Raw genomic sequence first — 18,734 nt, forward strand, 5'->3', positions numbered from 1 at the left:
CGGCAAAAAGGATGAATCATGGACGCACTTGAAATGCTCTTACAGCGCCGCTCGATACCGCGTCTTGCCGCGCCTGCACCGAGCGGTGACGTGCTTGAAAACATCATTCAAGCAGGACTGCGCGCCCCTGACCACGGCGCGTTGACGCCATGGCAATTTGTGATCTGTGAAGGTGAGGGTCTCACCCGGCTTTCCACCATTCTTGCCGACGCCGCACAAACCAATGGCGCGGATGAGGCGGCGATTGAGAAAGCGCGTAACGCCCCGTTTCGAGCGCCTATGGTGGTCGCAGTGATTGCCCGTACGCGTCCGCACGATAAAGTTCCTACCATTGAGCAACATATCTCGGCGGGATGTGCCACGCAAGCGATGCAAATGGCCGCTGTCGCGCAGGGCTTTCAAGGGTTTTGGCGCACTGGCGCCTTTGCTTATCATCCTGCTGTGCGCGACGCGCTGTCGGTAGAAGGTGACGATCAGATTGTGGGCTTTTTATACTTAGGGACGCCTGATTGCGCCCCAGCCAATGCCCCAAAGCGCGATGCTAGCAAGTATGTCACTTATCTCTGAGTGAATACCCATCGCGCTCACCTCGAAAAACCTGTGCATATGTACAGGTTTTTTATTGCGCCCTGATCGGCCTTTGCATACCATGCGCTCAGCGACGGTTAAAAAGGCTTTGTCATGGCACGATTGTTTATAGCGGAAAAACCCAGTCTCGGACGCGCAATTGCGGCTGGATTACCCAAACCGCACAAAAATCACAAAGGTTACATCGAGACCGCTCAAGGCGACGTGGTGACCTGGTGTATCGGCCATTTACTGGAGCAGGTTGAGCCGGATGCGTATGACAGCCGCTATAAAAAGTGGGAGCTGGCTGATCTGCCTATTGTGCCTGAAAAATGGCAGCTCCGTCCTCGTCAAGCCGCCGCGGCGCAACTGGCTATTGTTAAAAAGCTGATCAAGCAGTTTGACCAACTGGTGCACGCGGGCGATCCCGATCGAGAAGGGCAGTTGTTGGTTGATGAAGTGATTGACTACGCCAAGGTCAGTGCCAACAAAAAAGCTAACATTAAGCGCCTTTTAATCAGTGACTTAAACCTTTCTGCGGTGAAGAAAGCCCTCGCGCAACTGCAAGACAACAAAGCCTACATGCCACTGTCCGTATCTGCCTTAGCGCGCTCACGAGCCGACTGGTTGTATGGGATGAATTTGTCTCGTGCGTATACCTTGTTAGGGAAACAGGCCGGCTACCAAGGCGTGTTATCAGTCGGACGTGTGCAAACGCCAGTGTTAGGGCTGGTGGTGCGCCGTGATCAGGCGATAGACAGCTTTGTGCCACACCCATTTTTTCAACTGGATGCGATCATTGCTCATCCAGAGGGAGAGATACGGGCACGTTGGCAGCCCAGTGAGGCATGTGCAAAGTGGCAAGATGAACAGGGACGCGTCCTGTCTCGTCCCTTGGCAGAAAATGTCGCACAACGCATCGCAGGACAAACCGCGACCGTCACTGAAGCGGAGCGTCAACAACGCAAACAGGCCGCGCCGTTGCCGTACAATTTGTCGGCATTACAAATTGACGCTTCAAAGCGGTTTGGTTTTAGTGCGCAAAAAGCACTGGATGTGTGCCAACAGCTTTACGAACGCCACAAACTGATCACTTATCCGCGCTCAGACTGTCGTTATTTGCCCAAAGGCCACTTCGCCGAGGCAAATAAGATACTCGGTGCCATTAAGCAAGGCTGTGAGGCGCTTAGCCAGGCATGTGATGAGGCTGATGCTCAGCGTAAAGGTAAGGCATGGAACGACAGTAAAGTAGGCGCTCATCATGCGATTATCCCCACGGCGAAAGTCGCGCCGACAAGCTTGTCAGCCGATGAAGCAAAGATTTATCAGCTCATCGCACGCCAATACGTGATGCAGTTTTACCCTGCTGCCGAATACGCGGAAGGCAAGCTCATATTTGATATCGCAGGCGGCTGTTTTATCGCCAAAGGGAAGGTGCTGACGTTAGCAGGCTGGCGTGCTTTGTTGCCGACTCGACAAACGGCTGACAGTGACGCCGCCCCCTTGCCGCTGATGAATAAAGGCGATCAAGAACGCTGTGAACGCGGTGAGATTAAAGATTGCATGACAGAGCCGCCTGCGGCGTTTACGGAATCGACCCTGCTGCAAGCGATGACAGGCATTGGTCGTTATGTACAAAACAAAGCCCTGAAAGAGATATTGCGTGAGACTGACGGCTTAGGCACCGAAGCAACCCGTGCGGGTATCATTGAGTTATTGGTGAAACGTGGGTTATTAACGCGGCAAGGAAAAACGTTACACGCCAGCGCCAGTGGTAAAGGGCTTATCGCCGCACTGCCAGAAAGTGCCACATATCCGGATATGACGGCGGATTGGGAGCGGCAACTGCAAGATATGGCGGATCGTCAGTGTGGATATCATCCTTTTATGCAAGGATTAACGGCACAAGTGACAGGCTTAATTGAAACCGTGAAAACATCGCCACCGCCGGCCTCGTTAAGCGACTTGCCTGCCGCCCCCTCTAAATCTTTCACGCGTAAAGGGCGGCGTACGTCCGGCTACCGAAAGCGAACAACGAAAGCAAAGCCGGCTGCTAATCAAAAGTCAACGGCGACATCAACGCGTGCCACAAAACGCACACGCAAAGCCACGAGATAGACTCATGCAGCGGTATATTGCGTAGCCGGTGAGCAAGTGTCGCGCCTGGTCATGCGGCCACCTGACACACAGGCCGGGCGTTAGAACGCATAGGCGGCGATGCAGCCGATCAAGGTCATCACAAATAAGAAGATTTTTAGCACCTTGGGGTTGGCGGAAATGGCAAAGCGTACCGCAACCCGTGCCCCTAGCATGGCGCCCAATGCCAATATTAATCCGGGAACCCAGCGTACCAGGTCATCGGCAATAAAAACCACTAAGGATAACGTCGTAAAAGCGAGCGTACAGGCCAGCTTGAGCGCATTGCCACGCACTAAGTCGTAGTGCAGTGTGCCGCACAGCGCTGCCAGTAGTACAAATCCTACCCCGGCTTGCACGAAGCCGCCATAGAAGCCAGCCAGTAAGAGACCCAACCAAGCCATGGGCGTATCTTTCACGCGTTTTGTCGGTGTTCCCTCTGGGAGGCCAAAGGTCGCGGGTTTAATCAGCATCACCAGCGTCATGGTCAGTAAGGTACCAAGCAACAAGGGTTTCACCCAGCTGGTCGGGAGCCAAGCGGCGGCTAATGCACCGCAAAGGCCACCGAGTAAATTGGGGATCAAAACGGGGATAATGTCTTGTGTCTCTAGCTTATTATGTTGACGAAAGCCTGACATGCCAGATACACACTGTAACCAAACCGCTACACGATTGGTGGCGTTAGCGACATCAGCCGGCATGCCCATCACCATCAACGCGGGTAAGGTTAAGTTCGAGCCGCCGCCCGCCAGCGTATTAATAATCCCTGCGATCAGTCCTAAGCTGACCAATAGTACGCCGTACTCGATGGTGATTGCCATGCACACTCCTTGTTTGCCATCGGCGTTGGTGTGGTTACGTTAAGTGAGAGGCGTAACCGCTTGATAGAAAAGCCCCATCAAGCATACTGTTTATGCGCAATGTTGTGAAACCTAATAGTAATACTGGCGAAACTATTCACGCCCTTTATAATCACGTGCTACATCTGAAATTTGGTTATTTTTCGCTCCGCTAGCCGCGCGAAATAAGGTTATATCACGTCATGCAGCAAGCTGTTCCCTCAGCGCTTGATAAAGTTGCACGCCGCTCCGCGCGAGTGGGGTTTGTTTATAATGTGCTTATTTCCATTTTGGTCTTTGCTTTCTCAGTGGCCTCAGTGGAGTTTTGGCTCTACCAACAAGCGCATGACCAAGAAGTGAAAGAGGTGCAACGGGCGCTGCTGGCTTATCGCTCGCGTATTGAGCTGAAAGTGACACAGAATTTGGATTTAAGTCACGGACTTGCTACTTACATCAGCCTTAACCCTGATTTGGACCAAAAGGATTTTTCCCGATTTGCGGGCCAGCTCAAAGACAAAACCCCCTATATTCTTAATTTTGGCGCGGCGCGAAACTGGGTGATCAGCCACGTCTACCCTAACACGTTAGAGTCCTCCTTATTGGGCACTCATTATCATGATATTCCCGAGCAATTAGAGAGTGTTCGCGCGGCTTATGGGTCGAGACAGCCTGTCATTTCGGGCCCTGTTGAGCTCATACAAGGTGGGACGGCGTTGATTGCCAGGCAGTCAATAGTCAACCAAAACACCGGTCTGCCTTGGGGGGTGTTATCCACGGTATTAGATATCGATGGTTTGTTCTCCGCCAGTTTTAAGCAAGGAGAAAACTATCCTGTCCGCGCGGTATTACAGGAAAAACGCGAATCTGACCAGGTATTTACCACGGTTTATGGTGACACGTCGGTACTAAGCCAGTCGCCTGAGACGGTCACGGTCAATTTGCCTTCGGGGGATTGGCGTTTACTGGGGGTGCCGCAATCGGGATGGAAAGGGCTGCATCCTCACCCCACGGTATGGGTTGTCGGTACGATTATTTTGCTTTTTTGGCTGGGTGGCCTGTATGGCCGCTACAACGCGGGGCGTAGTTTTGCCCAATCAATAGGGCGTGTGGTGGATGATAGTTACCGCTTCAGAAGCATTTTTAAACGTCACGACGCGGTGATGATGCTCCTCGATGCGAAAACGGGCGACATTCTTGATGCCAATGACAGCGCGCAGCAGTTTTATGGCTATGACCATGCTGCTCTGACGTCGATGCGGATCAGTGATATCAATACTCAAACCGATAGTACCCTTAAAGAAAGCCTTTCTCAGGCGCAACAGCGTGCGAAAAATTGTTTTATCTTTTCGCATCGGCTTAAAAGTGGTGAGGTGCGGCAAGTGGAAGTCCATTCTTCACCGATCACCATTGGCCATGCCAAGCTGCTTTTTTCTGTCATTCATGATGTGTCAGAACGTCTTGAAGTAGAGAGAAAGCTCATGCTGAATGCAAAAATATTTGAGCAGTCCAGTGAAGGAGTGCTGATTACCGATGCGGCGGGAAGGATTGTCACGGTAAATGGCGGATTTAGCGCGATTACTGGGTATAAAGAGGAAGAAGTGCTGGGTGCCACGCCAGCCATTTTGAACTCAGGGCGTCATGATCACGCGTTTTTCAGTGAGATGTGGCAACAAATCGCCGACGAAGGGCGTTGGAAAGGCGAAATATGGAACCGACGTAAAGATGGCGTGGTATATCCCCAATTGCTTTCTATTAGCGTGGTGAAAGACGATAGCGGGGAGGTCGTTAACTATATTGGTGTCTTCTCTGACATCACTAAACTTAAGGACTCGGAGAAAAAGTTGATTGATTTGGCCCATTATGACGCGCTGACTGGGTTACCGAATCGTCTGTTGCTAACATCCCGTGTTCGTCAAGCGATGAACATGCAGTCCGTTCAGCGCAATCAGATAGCCTTGATGTTTCTGGATCTCGACCAGTTTAAATTCGTTAATGACAGCCATGGCCATGCGGTCGGCGACGCACTATTGAAGTTGGTCAGTGAGCGCCTGCATGGTTTGCTTGATGAAGGTGACACCTTGGCACGTTTGGGGGGCGATGAGTTTGTCATTCTTCGTTTGATTCACACTGATGACACCGCGTGTATTCGCTTGTCTGAAAACGTGATCCATGCCATGAACCGTTTGTTTGTCCTCGATGGCGGCATTGATGCGCAAATCGGGGTAAGCATTGGTATTGCGCGATACCCAGACGATACGTCGAGTACGGAAGAGCTCCTCACATTCGCCGATTCGGCCATGTATCACGCCAAAAAATCGGGCCGCAACACCTATGCGTTCTATGATGATGCGTTGACCATTGATGCCAACCACAAGCTACGTTTGGCGGTGGAGTTACGCCAATGTGTGCAAAATGAAGAACTGGAGCTCTTTTACCAGCCGCAAGTGGATCTGGTGACGGGGCAGATTGTGGGTGTCGAGGCATTATTACGCTGGCATCATCCTGAGCGCGGCTTGCTGTCTCCCATTCATTTTATCGAGGTCGCTGAAGAGCGTTCAATCATTCATGATATCACGCGATGGGTGGTGGAAACCGGCTGTCGCCAACTAAAGGCTTGGCATGATGCGGGGGCGCCGATCTCCATGGCCGTGAATATTTCACCGCGTAACCTCGCGGATGTTACTTTCACCCAGGTGGTGGCCGAAGCCATCGCACGCACCGGCGCCGATCCACGCTTTTTAGAGCTGGAAATCACGGAAAACACCTTGATCGAAAACCAAGCCAATGCGCTGCGTGTTCTCGAACAATTGCGTGAGAAAGGTGTCGGGATAGCGATCGATGATTTTGGGACGGGCTACTCGTCCATGGCGTATCTAAAACGTTATCCGATCTCGAAACTAAAAATTGACCGTCACTTTATCAAAGATATTCAAAGCCAGTCTCCCGACGAAGAAGAAGTCGCGATTGTGTCAGCGATGATAGCGATGGCGGATAGTCTCGGGATCGGCGTGGTGGCAGAAGGAATAGAAACGCTACATCAACAAGCCATATTGCATGAGCTAGGCTGCACCTTTGGGCAAGGGTATTTATATCGTCGTCCAGCCCCTGCTGCCGATATTGGCGAGCTTTTGGGGGTGGATAATGATTAATATCTCACTATGCGGTTGCCGATTACGCGCGCAAGGGATAACTGGCTTGGCTCATCCTTTGATGGTCATTGCTCACAGTTTTAGGGCGCAGAAGCAGGAATGATGTCAATCGCTTGCGGTTTTTTTACCCTAAAAGAAAATCGCAAGGAGCACGATCATGACCCCTGTTTTTACTTGGCAGCGGCTCGCTATCGCGATAGCCGCTTCGCTGTCAATGACAGCCGCAGCCTCTCCCCATATCACAGTGACGACCTCAACCACACAAGCCGATAAGCCACTCAACGCAGACGCACCGGCGGTCTTTGCATTGGGAAAAAACACTTACCAAATCACGGTGGACGGTGTGGATGGCGAGTGCCAAGCGAATACACCCTCGAGCGCCAAGTTTAATACGCCGATACCGCTGGGGTGCGGCACGGCCAGCACTTTTGACCTCACTATTCGTTTTGCCGGTGACTATGGCTTTTATTATCAAGCGGATACGCGCACATTGCGGGTAAAACGTGAGCCGAAAAAGACGGCCTCCACCTTTAAACGGCCTTTGCCGGATGTGCAATGCCAGCAGTATCAAGGCGGACCTGTCACTTTGCAGCTTGGCGATAGCTTTGCTGAAGGCACTCAGCTAAAAGAAGCACTCAGTGGCCAAGTGGTGCGTGTAAAGGATCACAGTGTCACGCTGACGCCGGCAGCGAACAGCGGTGGCTTGGTGCTGCTGGCCCCCGTTGACGCGCCTTCTTCTGCGTTTAGTTATCGGAATGCCAATATCTATTTTGTGATGGTAGATAGGTTTAACAATGGCGATCCGAGCAACGATCACAGTTATGGTCGTCATCAAGATGATGCACAGAACATCGGCACTTTTCATGGTGGGGATTTGCAAGGCGTGATTGATAAACTGGATTATATCCAGTCGCTCGGCACAGATGTGATCTGGCTATCCCCGATTGTCGAGCAAGTGCATGGCTTTGTCGGCGGTGGTAGCCAAGGCAGTTTTCCTTTTTATGCCTACCACGGTTATTGGTCACGTGATTTTACTCAAGTGGACAACAACTTTGGTGATGATGCCGTGCTCAAAACCCTCGTGGATGAAGCGCATCAGCGCGGCCTAAAAGTGTTCCTAGACGCTGTGGTCAACCATCCCGGTTATGCCACGCTCGCGGACTTACAGCAAGATGGGATTAACGTCGTCAATGACGCTGAGTTGCCAGAGAAATGGCAAGATTGGCAGCCCGATAAGGGGCAAAGTTGGCATGACTTTCATGAGGCCATTGACTACAAGAGCACCCACTGGCACCAATGGTGGGGCAAAGACTGGGTGCGTGCGGGGTTACCGGGTTATGATCAGCCCGGTAGCAGTGATAAAACCCTGACATTGGCCGGGCTACCAGATTTTAAAACGGAATCCGATCAGCCAGTGACGCCACCGCAATGGCTGCTAAACAATCCAGGTACCCGCGTTGAAGCGCGCGATAACTATACCGTGAGTGATTACTTACTTGAATGGCAAACCCAATGGGTAGAGCGTTTCGGTATTGATGGTTTTCGGGTGGATACGGTCAAGCATGTCGATGGCGAGGTTTGGCGAGCATTGAAATCGCAAGCTTCGGCGGCGCTAGAGACTTGGCGGCGTCAGCATGACAAAACGGGAGAGCCGTTCTGGATGATGGGAGAAGTATGGGGCCACCGTGCTTATCGCAGCCCTTACTTTGACCAAGGCTTTGATGCGTTGATTAATTTCGATTTGCAAAAGCAGATGGATAAGGGAGCGTACTGTTTGAGTGAAATGCAAGACACTTATCAAGCGTATGCAGACACCATGGCAAAAGAGGCGGATTTCATACCGGTAAGCTATATGTCTTCCCATGATACTGAGCTCTTTTTCAGTCGCTTTAAAGACGCCAGCATGCAGCGTGGTGCCGCCAACGCACTGTTGCTAGCGCCCGGTGCGGTACAAGTGTTCTATGGTGATGAAGTCGGGCGTGACTTGGGCCCTTACGGGGACGATTTCCATCAAGGCACTCGTTCAGACATGATATGGCAGCGCAACGCGATGCAAGCTGACTTGCTGAACCATTGGCGTAAAGTGGGCCAGTTTAGGCAAGATCATCCGGCTATTGGTGCAGGCAAGCATCAAGCCATCCCCCAAGCGGGTGCCTATGTGTTCTCTCGTCAACTAGGCGAAGATACCGTGGTTGCGGCATTTATCGGGCGACAGGCCGATAAATAGCCTGCACAGTATACATACGTGTACAGAAAAGCCGTGTACGAAAAAGCCCACCGTTCGATGAACGGTGGGCTTAAATATTGGTCGGTCTGACTGGATTTGAACCAGCGACCCCTGACACCCCATGACAGTGCGCTACCAGGCTGCGCTACAGACCGACTAAGCGCTATATTACGAATCGGCCTAGTGGGTGTCAATTGCCAAGGGGGATTGTTTTTCGGTTTTTCAACCGTTTGGCTATTAAAGCGTCAACATAGCATGGCGAAGTGACGTTTTCCTCTGCGCCTTGCTAATCACGACGACGGCTCTTCGGGATAATAAAAGCGTTTCAGTTCATGCATCACTTGCATCAGCAGTGACAACTGCGGTTTCCCCTCTGGCAGCGGGGTGTAGTGCTTATCAAACACCTTATAATTGCCAAACTTATCCACCACAGTGGTTTTTTGCGGTTGTACCACCACGATATCTCGGCTATCGCCGGCAAGCACCCACTTGCGTGGACGGTTTTTAAGCTCGAACAGGTTGGTTCCACTGCTATACGTCTCCGCCGGAGAGCTGACCGATAGCATTGACTCCATCAATGTAGGGGCCACGTCTAGGTGGCTGCTGTAATGCGCAATTTGCTCCGCATCTTGGTTGGGCCAATGCATAATCATAGGGACTTGTAACTGATATCGGCTGTAGTTTGAGTTTGAGCCCCAGCTGTTGAGTCCGGTTTCGTTAAACTCCATTCCGTGATTGGCGGTGATCATCACCACGGTGTTGTCTAGCTGCCCTGACTGGTCTAGGTGCTCAAGCAAGCGGCCAAGCTGCTCGTCAACGTAATGTGCGGCGTTATTATAACTGTTTTTTAGTACCAAGCTTGTCTGGGTATCGACGCCTGCCATGGCACTGTCAAGCGCCGGCTGAAAAGGTTGTGGGTAATCCCCACCTTGCTCGTATTCATTCACCGTTGCCAATTCCAGGTAACCAAACCATGGCTTGTCGGTTTCGCGGTGCACCAGCCAGTTGCGCATCGAGGCAACCGCGTTGGCGTCCGCCTGCCAAGCGGGTTGATCCGATTGGCTGTCGCGTTCAAGCGCTTGGCTGAAAATGCTTTGATAATAAATGGGGTTGGCAAAATGATCGCCACTAAACAATCCCCATTGATAGTCTCGCTGTTTGAGTGTTTCTATCAGTACGGGGCGCAGTCCCTCGGTACGGGCACTTTGCGCATAACTGCCAGGCAAGCCGTAGAAAAAGCCAAACAACCCCGCCATGTCATCATTACTGCTGCTAAAGTGATTTTTAAACCACAGGTTTTGATTGGCAAACTGCTGGAGGTGAGGCATGGTTACCGGGTTTACCATGTCCGCACGCAGCCCCTCTACCATCACCATCAGTAAGTTTTTCTGATACTTGTTGGCATCCGGGGCGAACGCAAGTGGTTTGAGAGGGTAGCGGATTACTTCGCTGGTTTCCTGCCCACGTTGTTCGCGCAAACGTTGATACTCTTGCCTGTCGAGCAAGCCGTACTTTTCCATAAAGGTTTTCGCGGTCATCGGATAGGAGACCGGGAAGGTAGAGCGCTGTGCGGTGACCGGGCTGTATATGAAGGCATCCGCCCAAATATGGATAAGGTGGCTAGAGATAAAGCAAAGCGCAAAGACGGCAGCCACGGGGATACCGATACGTTTACGCGTCAGTTTACGCAGTTTGCGCCACACCCATTCAGCAATAATCAGCTCTAAGATAAAAATAGCAGGCACGGCAATAAACAAGTACTGCCAATGCGCATTCATATCGGTTTTTTCGCCACTTAACAGCAGCTCCCACACCAATGGGTTAAGGTGAAGGTGCAGGGTTTGGTAAGCGTAAATATCAAGCAGCAGCACCATCATCCCAATGGTGGCAACCAGTACGGCAAACAGCCGCATCAACCGCTGGGAGGGGATAAGAAAACTGGCCGGGAAAATAATCAGAATATAAAGCGCAAACACCAGAAAGCCAAAGTGCCCAACCCAGTTGAACACCAAGTAGCTTTGCCCTAATAGCGTTTCAGGCCATCCTGATTGGCTGATGTAGCGCGTGCCCAGCAACATAGCGGCAATGATGTTAAAAAAGCTAAACCAATGCCCCCAACTGATTAGCTGGGATACTTTGTCACGATACGATGTTCCGCTATCAACCATACAAATTTATTCTTCTCTTATTAGCGACTGCTGCTTTTTGCATTATTGCTTATCGATGGATGCCATTAATGCCTGGGCAAACTTGTCGGCAAATGCCTGGCGTTGGGCGGCAGGAATATTGTGATTAAGGATGTTAGTGGCGACATTCCCGATCACCATCAGCGATAAATCCGTAGAGGCATCGTGTTGTTCTAACACGTTGACAACATCGCTGATAATACGTTCCACTTGCTCGTCGTCATATTTTGAAGTTACAGGCATAAGTTCGTCTTTTCTTCTTAAAACCAAAGCAGCGTATAATAACTCACACTTTAGTCTTACTGAAAATCTTTTCAATCATGACCCTCACGCTTTCTAACGTAATATTGCATCAAATCGTTAAGCAAGATGATGATTCGCTTAACGTTCACCTTCGAGACGGCCCGTTGCCGCTCACCGAGCAGACGGAAAACCTGATGGGAGACATTCATCGGGTTTATCATGCAAAAGCAGGCAAAGGGTTTGCTTTGTTTGACACCGAGAGTGACTTCCAGCAGTGGTTAAAGGCCTATCGCGCCGATACGCTCGACTTTCAAGCGTTGTCCGAAAAAGCGGTGGAGCGCTTGCGCGCCGAATTAGCGAAATACCCTTTTGCCGACAACGGTACCCTGGTGATGGCGCACTATCGAGCGCTCGCGACGGACTATCTGTTTATCGGCGTGCTCGAGTCGAAGCACAGTTTACGTGTCACTGATGAACTGGAGGTGAATGCCACCGAGTATCTCGATGTGAGCAAGATGGATATCGCTGCGCGCATTGACTTATCGACGTGGGAGACAGATGCCGAATCAAATCGCTATCTTTCCTTTATCAAAGGCCGCGTGGGGCGCAAAGTCGCTGATTTCTTCCTCGACTTTCTGCAAGCGGAAGTGGGAATGGATAGTAAGCAGCAAAATCAGGTGCTGATGCAAGCGGTAGAAGACTACTGCGACGATGCCCGCCTCGACAAGGAAGAAAAGCATAATACCCGTAAGCAAGTGTTTGATTATTGCAATGATCAGCTCAAAGCCGGTGATGAAGTGGTGGTGAAAGAGCTGGCCGGTGAACTGCCAGCGACGCCTGACGGCACTGACTTTTATCAGTACGCTAACCAGCAAGGGTATGAACTTGAAGCGCAGTTCCCGGCTGATAGAACCACGATGCGAAAGCTCACCAAGTTTGTCGGGGCCGGCGGTGGTTTGTCGGTCAACTTTGACGCCATGCTGTTAGGAGAGCGTGTGTTTTATGATCCAGAGACAGATACGCTGACCATTAAAGGCACGCCGCCGAACTTGCGTGACCAGCTTCAGCGTCGTTTATCGAGCCGAGATGATGACTAGCGTCTAGAGCATTGACCATGGCTGGGTCAGTGTGATCTATATGATAAAAAGCGGGACACCTGATGGTGTCCCGCTTTTTCTTTACCTCGCTTAGCGACGCATTGACCACAATATGTGATCTGCGTTTTTATGCGCGCTCGGGCGCGGCGTCTAGGGTCGCTGCGTCGTCAGTGTGCGCGTTCTGTGCTGGCTCGACTTTGTCGACAAACCAACCCATGTAGCTAGTCACGATAGTTACAGCGATACAAACAAAGCTTAGCCACATAAACGGCGCATACGACAAGGTCGCGACACCCAAGATGCTTGCCATGTAGATACCATTGTCACTCCAAGGCACCATCCCAGATGTCAGTGTGCCACCGAACTCGGCGTTACGGGATAAGTTCTTGCGCTGATAACCCAAGCGGTCGTAGTTTTTCGCACAGATTTTGGGGGTTAAGATCAGTGATACATACATCGCTGAGCCAAAAATGTTCCCCATAAAGGCCGTACCAATGGTTGAGGTGGCCAAGCTTCCAGCACTATTGACGCGGCGCTCAAAGAGATTAGCGATGGTATGGAGTACGCCCACTTTTTCCAACAAGCCACCGAAACCGAGACCAAACACAATCACGGCCACAGAACCAAGCATGGATGACATACCGCCGCGATTGAGAATGGCATCAATGAAATCCACCCCTGACGCGACAGAGAAGGGGGCCCAGGCGGTATTAATCGCCGCAACAGGGGCCATGTCTTGCAGCATGACTGCCCACACCACGCCCAGTAACGAGCCAAAGCTGATCACCGGGAAGGATGGAAGGCGCATGGCGAGCAGGGCAAGGACAATGAGGACAGGAATAAATGACATCGGGGTGATGACAAACTGAGCTTGCATCGCTTGTTTCACCATTTCTACCTGGCTCATATCCACATTGCCGGCATAGTGCCAGCCAACAAGGGTAAACAGAATGCCGGTAATGATGTAGCTGATAAGCGCAATCGGAAGCATGCCTTTAATATGCTCGACAATTTCCACCCCTGACATCGATGATGCCAGGATCACCGAATCAGACAACGGAGACATTTTGTCGCCGAAATAACACCCTGACAGCACCGCACCCGCAGTCATTGGCGCTGGAATGCCTAGGCCTTGACCAATGCCCATCATTGCAATCCCCGCGGTACCGGCTGCGCCCCAAGAGGTTCCTGTCGCCAAAGCGGTTAATGAGCAAATCAACATGGTCGCTAAAAGGAAGATAGAAGGGTGGATAGCTTTCAGACCATAATAAATGATGGTGGGGACAATGCCGCCTGCAATCCAGGTACCCACGAGAGCGCCCACGGACAGGAGGATTAACACCGCCCCAAGACCGTTGGAAATACCTTTGGTTGCTGCCGATTCAAGGTCTTTGTATTGGTGGCCTAATTTGAGCCCCAAGCCCATGATCACAAACCAGCCAATAAATAATGCCAGTTGGATGGGTAAATCGAGTTTTGCGGTAAACGAAAACGCGAGCGCCAAAAATGCACCAAGCGCCAGAATGACCTGAACGATGGATGGTAATCGAATTTGATGTGTTGTCATAACTGAACCTTCTTCACGTCGCACTCGGTGACAACCGATAGGGCGAACGTATCAATATCATTATCGGAAGGTGGATCGTCTGTGATTGCGCGACTACTCCCTGCGCGATTTAGCGATGCAACTAGCAACAACCAAACTCACATCACTGTCCGTGTGTCAGTATCCTTTGTTCCATTTGTGAGGCGTCATACTCTAGCTAACAGAACAATGAGATGGGAAACATTTTTGTCGCTTATGTGAGTCGAACGCGAGCGAGGTTAATTGCCATTGTTATATGTTTTTTCCTTGTGTTTTTAAGGTTAATTATCTGTTTTATATTAATGATTTTTATGTGTCTGGAGGCGGTGTTTGTCGGCGTATGTACGTTAAATCAAGGTGGGTACCAGTGATGGAACGGTTAAAAAATGGTGGATAATTGAGCAGAAAAAGGGGCTAACCTGACGACTGTGAAAAGACGTGTTAGTATCAAAAACGTTTTTTCACTGACTGTCGAACTTTAAACGACGGTCACACAACATGGAGTGTGAAAATTATGATGCGAGTAGGTTTAGTTGGCTGGCGTGGCATGGTGGGATCTGTGCTGATGCAGCGTATGGTGGAAGAAAAAGATTTCGACCATATCGAACCTGTGTTTTTTAGTACGTCTCAGGTTGGGATTGACGCTCCGAACTACGGTAAGGATGCGGGCACTCTAAAAGACGCTTACGACATTGAGATGCTAAAAACCCTCGATGCTATTATCACCTGCCAAGGCGGAGATTATACCAACGATGTTTACGCAAAGCTGCGTGAATCAGGTTGGAAAGGCTATTGGATTGATGCGGCGTCATCACTACGAATGGCAGATGATAGTATCATCACCTTGGATCCGATTAACTTCAAACAAATCCAAGCGGGAATTCATAAAGGCACGCGCACCTTTGTTGGTGGTAACTGCACCGTGAGTTTGATGCTGATGGGCTTGGGTGGCCTATACCAAAATGGCCTGGTCGAGTGGATGACCGCCCAGACTTATCAAGCTGCGTCAGGCTCAGGTGCCAAGCACATGCGCGAGCTGATCAGCCAAATGGGCGTGATTAATGATGCTGTCAACACTGATTTGGCCAGCCCTGCCACTTCTATCTTGGACATTGACCGCAAAGTTGCGCAAACCATGCGCTCGAGTGACTTCCCAAGTGACAACTTTGGCGTGCCGCTTGCCGGTTCACTGATCCCTTGGATTGACGTGAAGCGCGAAAATGGTCAGAGCAAGGAAGAGTGGAAAGCCTCGGTTGAAACCAATAAAATCTTGGGGTTAGACAATAACCCAATCCCTATCGACGGTACGTGCGTCCGTGTGGGAGCGATGCGCTGTCATAGCCAGGCATTGACCATTAAGCTGAAAAAAGCAGTGCCAATGGATGAAATTGAAGACATGATTGCATCTCATAACGACTGGGTCAGTGTTGTCCCTAATGAGCGCGATGTGACCATGACGGATCTGAGCCCGGCGAAGGTGACAGGCACCATGTCTGTGCCTGTGGGTCGTTTGCGTAAACTGGCCATGGGGGACGATTTCCTTAATGCCTTTACCGTGGGTGACCAGCTGCTGTGGGGCGCGGCAGAGCCTCTACGTCGTACGTTGCGTATTATCTTGTCGGAAAAAGAGCAAGGCTAATGGCCGTGTAATAGCCATATTAAGCCGTCAACGGAGTTGGCGGCTTTTTTGTGTCCGATGTTCTGTATCGCTTAGTCCTAGCGTATCAAGCGTGCATAAAAAAGGAGGCGATAGACGCCCCCTTAACTTCATACTTTTTCGTAAGCTGACTTAGCCTGCGAAATTTTTCGCCACAAAGTCCCAGTTGACCAACTTCCAGAAAGCAGCCAGATAGTCTGGACGCACGTTGCGATAGTCGATGTAGTAAGCGTGCTCCCACACGTCCACGGTCAGTAGTGGCGTTTCACCGTCGTGAGTCAGTGGGGTTTCAGCGTTTGATGTGTTGACGATCGCCACTGAACCATCTGCTTTTTTCACCAGCCACGTCCAGCCTGAGCCGAAGTTAGTGACCGCGGCGTTGGTGAACTGAGTTTTAAACTCGTCAAAAGAGCCAAAGGCTTTAGTGATTGCCTCTGCAACGTCACCAGTAGGCTCGCCGCCACCGTTAGGGCTTAGGCAGTGCCAGTAGAAGGTGTGGTTCCACACTTGCGCAGCATTGTTAAATACACCGCCTGAAGAGGTTTTGATGATCTCTTCCAGTGATTTACCTTCAAAGTCAGTCCCTTCAATCAGACCATTAAGCTTCACCACATAGGTGTTGTGGTGCTTGTCATAGTGATAGTCCAGCGTCTCTTTTGAGATATGTGGCTCTAGCGCATCTTTTGCGAAAGGGAGTTCAGGTAGTTGGAATGACATTGCTTATATCTCCGTTTTTATCGTGAGAGTGCTTCCTGTAGTCCATCACCGGCCGCTCAAGCGTGTCGTTTGTCATCAATGATCACATCAACAACTCACCACCTAAGCATCGGGTGTGGCTACTATTTTCGTTTTGCTGAGTGTAGTTTAGCAAGTTTTTACTTTATTAAAAGGATCGCAGTAAAATTTTTATGCCTAATCCCACAAAAGATTTAGGCATTTTTTTCCGGCTTGTTAACCAGTAGAATCAAGGCAAGATTCACAGACAGTGTTCGAGGAAGCAATGGAAACAACGGACAAAATCAAGCAGCAAATCGAAGAAAATGCGATTCTGCTTTACATGAAAGGGTCGCCAAAACTGCCAAGCTGTGGTTTTTCTTCACAAGCCTCTCAAGCGCTTATGTCGTGTGGCGAGAAGTTTGCTTATGTGGATGTCTTACAAAACCCAGATATCCGCGCAGAGCTGCCTGTATACGCGCAGTGGCCGACCTTCCCACAACTTTGGATTGAAGGTGAATTGGTCGGCGGTTGTGACATCATTCTGGAAATGTTCCAAAAAGGTGAGCTACAGCCATTGGTCAAAGAAGCGGCTGAGCGCCGTGATGCGAGTGACAACGAATAACGCGGTTATTGATGTGACAAACATTGAAAAGCCACGTCCAAGACGTGGCTTTTTTGTATTCATCTATGTCTGACATTGTGCGTGACGTTTGTTTAGCGTATCCGCTTAGAGCACCATGGCCGCGAGCCAGCCAAACGCAATTAATGGCAAGTTGTAGTGAATAAAGGTGGGCACCACAGTATCCCAAATATGCTCGTGCTGACCGTCGGCATTCAGCCCCGATGTGGGACCCAAGGTGGAGTCAGATGCCGGTGAGCCCGCGTCGCCCAATGCGGCTGCCGTGCCTACCAGGGCAATTGTCGCCATCGGTGAAAAACCAAATGCCAGTGAGAGGGGGACATAAATAGTGGCAATAATGGGAATGGTTGAGAATGACGAGCCGATCCCCATGGTGACCAAAAGCCCCACCACTAACATCAAAAAGGCTGCAAGCGGCTTGTTCTCACCAATTGACCCCGATAGGGACGCGACCAAGGATTCGACGCCCCCCGTGGCTTTCATGACGGCAGCAAAGCCCGCGGCGGTGATCATAATAAAGCCAATCATCGCCATCATGTGCACCCCTTTGGTAAACACATCCTGGGTGTCTTTCCAGCGGATCACGCCACCAAAGGTAAACACCATAAAACCAGCCAACGAGCCCACAATCATTGAGCCTGCCATTAGTTGCACGCTTAATGCGGCGACAATGGCAATCGCGGCGACCCACAAGTTGCGCGATTGAATGCCTTGGTTTTCCGGCTCAGCGCTCAAGACGTCTTTTTCACTGTATTGGCGCGGCTGACGGTAGCTAATAAAGGTGGCGATCAACAGGCCAACCACCATACCCGCTGCAGGCAATAACATGGCTGTAGGAACCTGGCTCGCGACCACATCTAAGCCATTGTCATTGAGGTTTTTGAGCAAAATGTTGTTCAAAAAGATGCCGCCAAAGCCGACCGGTAACACCATATACGGCATGATTAAGCCAAAGGTGAGTACACAGGCGACCAGACGACGGTCGAGCTTTAAGCGTTGGAACACATGCAATAGTGGGGGGATAACAATAGGGATAAAGGCAATGTGGACCGGAATCGCATTTTGCGACGAAATTGCTAACAGGCCTAAAAGGACTAAAACAACATATTTAAAGGTGGCGGTGTTGGCATCGGTTGGACGCGCGTTTAACTTGCGGATCACCGAGTGCGCAAGCACATCCGTGATCCCAGAACGGCTGATAGCGACGGCAAAGGTGCCGAGCATCGCATAGCTCAGGGCAATGGTGGCACCGCCACCCAGTCCGCCCTCAAAGGCACTAATGGTGTCGGAAATACTAAGGCCACCGACCAAGCCGCCAAGGACGGCGCTGAACGTGAGCGCGACAACGACATTTACACGCATAAGCGCCAATGCCAGCATGACGCAGACTGAAATGACTACCGGGTTCATTAAACATTCCTGTTATGGGTGTGATGACTGCAGCTTCACTGCAGTAATTATCTATGGTTTTGTAATTAAGCTACCCAGTTTGCGCAAAATTTTGTCCGTGTCGAGGGGTAATCGGTTTTTTTTGGTTACTTTCTTTCATGCTTGTCAGTGTTGCTGAAAGTCGCGACCAGTAAAGTAGGCAAAAAGGGCGCGGCGGCGCCCCCAGGGATGGGTTCACGGCATGTCTGTGTGCGGGGCTTGGTCGCGTTATTCCATCATAGCGGCCAGCCATCGCTTCTAAT

13 protein-coding genes and 1 tRNA gene are annotated in these 18,734 nt (G+C 50.8%); 7 read left to right on the forward strand and 7 right to left on the reverse strand.

The window, feature by feature from the left end:
* Positions 1 to 18 precede the first annotated feature (18 nt).
* Together BZG25_RS08020 and BZG25_RS08025 are read left to right on the forward strand one after the other, a co-directional pair.
* Positions 19 to 567 carry an NAD(P)H nitroreductase gene (locus BZG25_RS08020; RefSeq protein WP_046075294.1) on the forward strand — a complete coding sequence of 183 codons (549 nt, stop codon included), beginning with the start codon at positions 19 to 21 and terminating at the stop codon, positions 565 to 567.
* A gap of 114 nt (positions 568 to 681) precedes the next feature.
* A complete protein-coding gene (locus BZG25_RS08025) occupies positions 682 to 2,685 on the forward strand; it encodes a DNA topoisomerase III (RefSeq protein WP_077638800.1) in 2,004 nt (667 codons plus the stop codon).
* 80 nt (positions 2,686 to 2,765) lie between these two features.
* On the opposite strand, the gene BZG25_RS08030 is transcribed toward BZG25_RS08025, so the two are convergent.
* Positions 2,766 to 3,524 carry a sulfite exporter TauE/SafE family protein gene (locus BZG25_RS08030; protein ID WP_077638801.1) on the reverse strand — a complete coding sequence of 253 codons (759 nt, stop codon included), beginning with the start codon at positions 3,522 to 3,524 and terminating at the stop codon, positions 2,766 to 2,768.
* A gap of 221 nt (positions 3,525 to 3,745) precedes the next feature.
* Between BZG25_RS08030 and BZG25_RS08035 the strand changes: the two genes are divergently transcribed.
* On the forward strand, positions 3,746 to 6,691 hold the full coding sequence (locus BZG25_RS08035) for an EAL domain-containing protein (RefSeq protein ID WP_077638802.1): 2,946 nt from the start codon (positions 3,746 to 3,748) through the stop codon (positions 6,689 to 6,691).
* A 157-nt stretch (positions 6,692 to 6,848) separates the two neighbouring features.
* A complete protein-coding gene (locus BZG25_RS08040) occupies positions 6,849 to 8,918 on the forward strand; it encodes an alpha-amylase (protein ID WP_077638803.1) in 2,070 nt (689 codons plus the stop codon).
* Between the two features lie 78 nt (positions 8,919 to 8,996).
* On the opposite strand, the gene BZG25_RS08045 is transcribed toward BZG25_RS08040, so the two are convergent.
* The 3 genes from BZG25_RS08045 to BZG25_RS08055 form a co-directional block, all read right to left on the reverse strand.
* Positions 8,997 to 9,073 (reverse strand) — tRNA-Pro (locus BZG25_RS08045).
* Positions 9,074 to 9,208: 135 nt separating this feature from the next.
* On the reverse strand, positions 9,209 to 11,086 hold the full coding sequence (locus BZG25_RS08050; RefSeq protein WP_077638804.1) for a DUF3413 domain-containing protein: 1,878 nt from the start codon (positions 11,084 to 11,086) through the stop codon (positions 9,209 to 9,211).
* A gap of 42 nt (positions 11,087 to 11,128) precedes the next feature.
* On the reverse strand, positions 11,129 to 11,347 hold the full coding sequence (locus BZG25_RS08055) for a YejL family protein (RefSeq protein WP_046075299.1): 219 nt from the start codon (positions 11,345 to 11,347) through the stop codon (positions 11,129 to 11,131).
* A gap of 77 nt (positions 11,348 to 11,424) precedes the next feature.
* Here BZG25_RS08055 and yejK point away from each other — a divergent pair, with 77 nt between their 5' ends.
* The gene (yejK, locus tag BZG25_RS08060; protein ID WP_077638805.1) at positions 11,425 to 12,444 is read left to right on the forward strand and encodes a nucleoid-associated protein YejK; all 1,020 of its coding nucleotides are present in this window, start codon (positions 11,425 to 11,427) and stop codon (positions 12,442 to 12,444) included.
* 127 nt (positions 12,445 to 12,571) lie between these two features.
* On the opposite strand, the gene nhaC is transcribed toward yejK, so the two are convergent.
* Positions 12,572 to 14,011: a Na+/H+ antiporter NhaC gene (nhaC, locus tag BZG25_RS08065; RefSeq protein WP_077638806.1), complete on the reverse strand. Its 1,440-nt coding sequence runs from the start codon at positions 14,009 to 14,011 to the stop codon at positions 12,572 to 12,574.
* A gap of 535 nt (positions 14,012 to 14,546) precedes the next feature.
* Here nhaC and asd point away from each other — a divergent pair.
* Entirely contained in the window at positions 14,547 to 15,668 is a 1,122-nt protein-coding gene (gene asd, locus BZG25_RS08070; RefSeq protein ID WP_102505349.1) for an aspartate-semialdehyde dehydrogenase, read from the forward strand.
* A gap of 150 nt (positions 15,669 to 15,818) precedes the next feature.
* On the opposite strand, the gene sodB is transcribed toward asd, so the two are convergent.
* Positions 15,819 to 16,403 (reverse strand): superoxide dismutase [Fe], encoded by a 585-nt coding sequence (sodB, locus tag BZG25_RS08075; RefSeq protein ID WP_046075303.1) that lies wholly within the window; start codon positions 16,401 to 16,403, stop codon positions 15,819 to 15,821.
* 283 nt (positions 16,404 to 16,686) lie between these two features.
* Between sodB and grxD the strand changes: the two genes are divergently transcribed.
* The gene (gene grxD, locus BZG25_RS08080) at positions 16,687 to 17,025 is read left to right on the forward strand and encodes a Grx4 family monothiol glutaredoxin (protein ID WP_046075304.1); all 339 of its coding nucleotides are present in this window, start codon (positions 16,687 to 16,689) and stop codon (positions 17,023 to 17,025) included.
* 105 nt (positions 17,026 to 17,130) lie between these two features.
* On the opposite strand, the gene BZG25_RS08085 is transcribed toward grxD, so the two are convergent.
* The gene (locus tag BZG25_RS08085; protein ID WP_046075305.1) at positions 17,131 to 18,453 is read right to left on the reverse strand and encodes a Na+/H+ antiporter family protein; all 1,323 of its coding nucleotides are present in this window, start codon (positions 18,451 to 18,453) and stop codon (positions 17,131 to 17,133) included.
* Positions 18,454 to 18,734 lie beyond the last annotated feature (281 nt).

Origin of the sequence: Salinivibrio sp. ML198 (assembly GCF_001996015.1) — a bacterium.
In the GTDB taxonomy this organism is placed as follows: Bacteria; Pseudomonadota; Gammaproteobacteria; order Enterobacterales; family Vibrionaceae; genus Salinivibrio; species Salinivibrio siamensis.

Coding starts and splice junctions, on each gene's coding strand:
- BZG25_RS08025 (WP_077638800.1), top strand. CDS start 682: ATGGCACGATTGTTTATAGCGGAAAAACCCAGTCTCGGACGCGCAATT.
- BZG25_RS08055 (WP_046075299.1), bottom strand. CDS start 11,347: ATGCCTGTAACTTCAAAATATGACGACGAGCAAGTGGAACGTATTATC.
- BZG25_RS08035 (WP_077638802.1), top strand. CDS start 3,746: ATGCAGCAAGCTGTTCCCTCAGCGCTTGATAAAGTTGCACGCCGCTCC.
- nhaC (WP_077638806.1), bottom strand. CDS start 14,011: ATGACAACACATCAAATTCGATTACCATCCATCGTTCAGGTCATTCTG.
- sodB (WP_046075303.1), bottom strand. CDS start 16,403: ATGTCATTCCAACTACCTGAACTCCCTTTCGCAAAAGATGCGCTAGAG.
- BZG25_RS08030 (WP_077638801.1), bottom strand. CDS start 3,524: ATGGCAATCACCATCGAGTACGGCGTACTATTGGTCAGCTTAGGACTG.
- asd (WP_102505349.1), top strand. CDS start 14,547: ATGCGAGTAGGTTTAGTTGGCTGGCGTGGCATGGTGGGATCTGTGCTG.
- BZG25_RS08040 (WP_077638803.1), top strand. CDS start 6,849: ATGACCCCTGTTTTTACTTGGCAGCGGCTCGCTATCGCGATAGCCGCT.
- grxD (WP_046075304.1), top strand. CDS start 16,687: ATGGAAACAACGGACAAAATCAAGCAGCAAATCGAAGAAAATGCGATT.
- BZG25_RS08085 (WP_046075305.1), bottom strand. CDS start 18,453: ATGAACCCGGTAGTCATTTCAGTCTGCGTCATGCTGGCATTGGCGCTT.
- yejK (WP_077638805.1), top strand. CDS start 11,425: ATGACCCTCACGCTTTCTAACGTAATATTGCATCAAATCGTTAAGCAA.
- BZG25_RS08050 (WP_077638804.1), bottom strand. CDS start 11,086: ATGGTTGATAGCGGAACATCGTATCGTGACAAAGTATCCCAGCTAATC.
- BZG25_RS08020 (WP_046075294.1), top strand. CDS start 19: ATGGACGCACTTGAAATGCTCTTACAGCGCCGCTCGATACCGCGTCTT.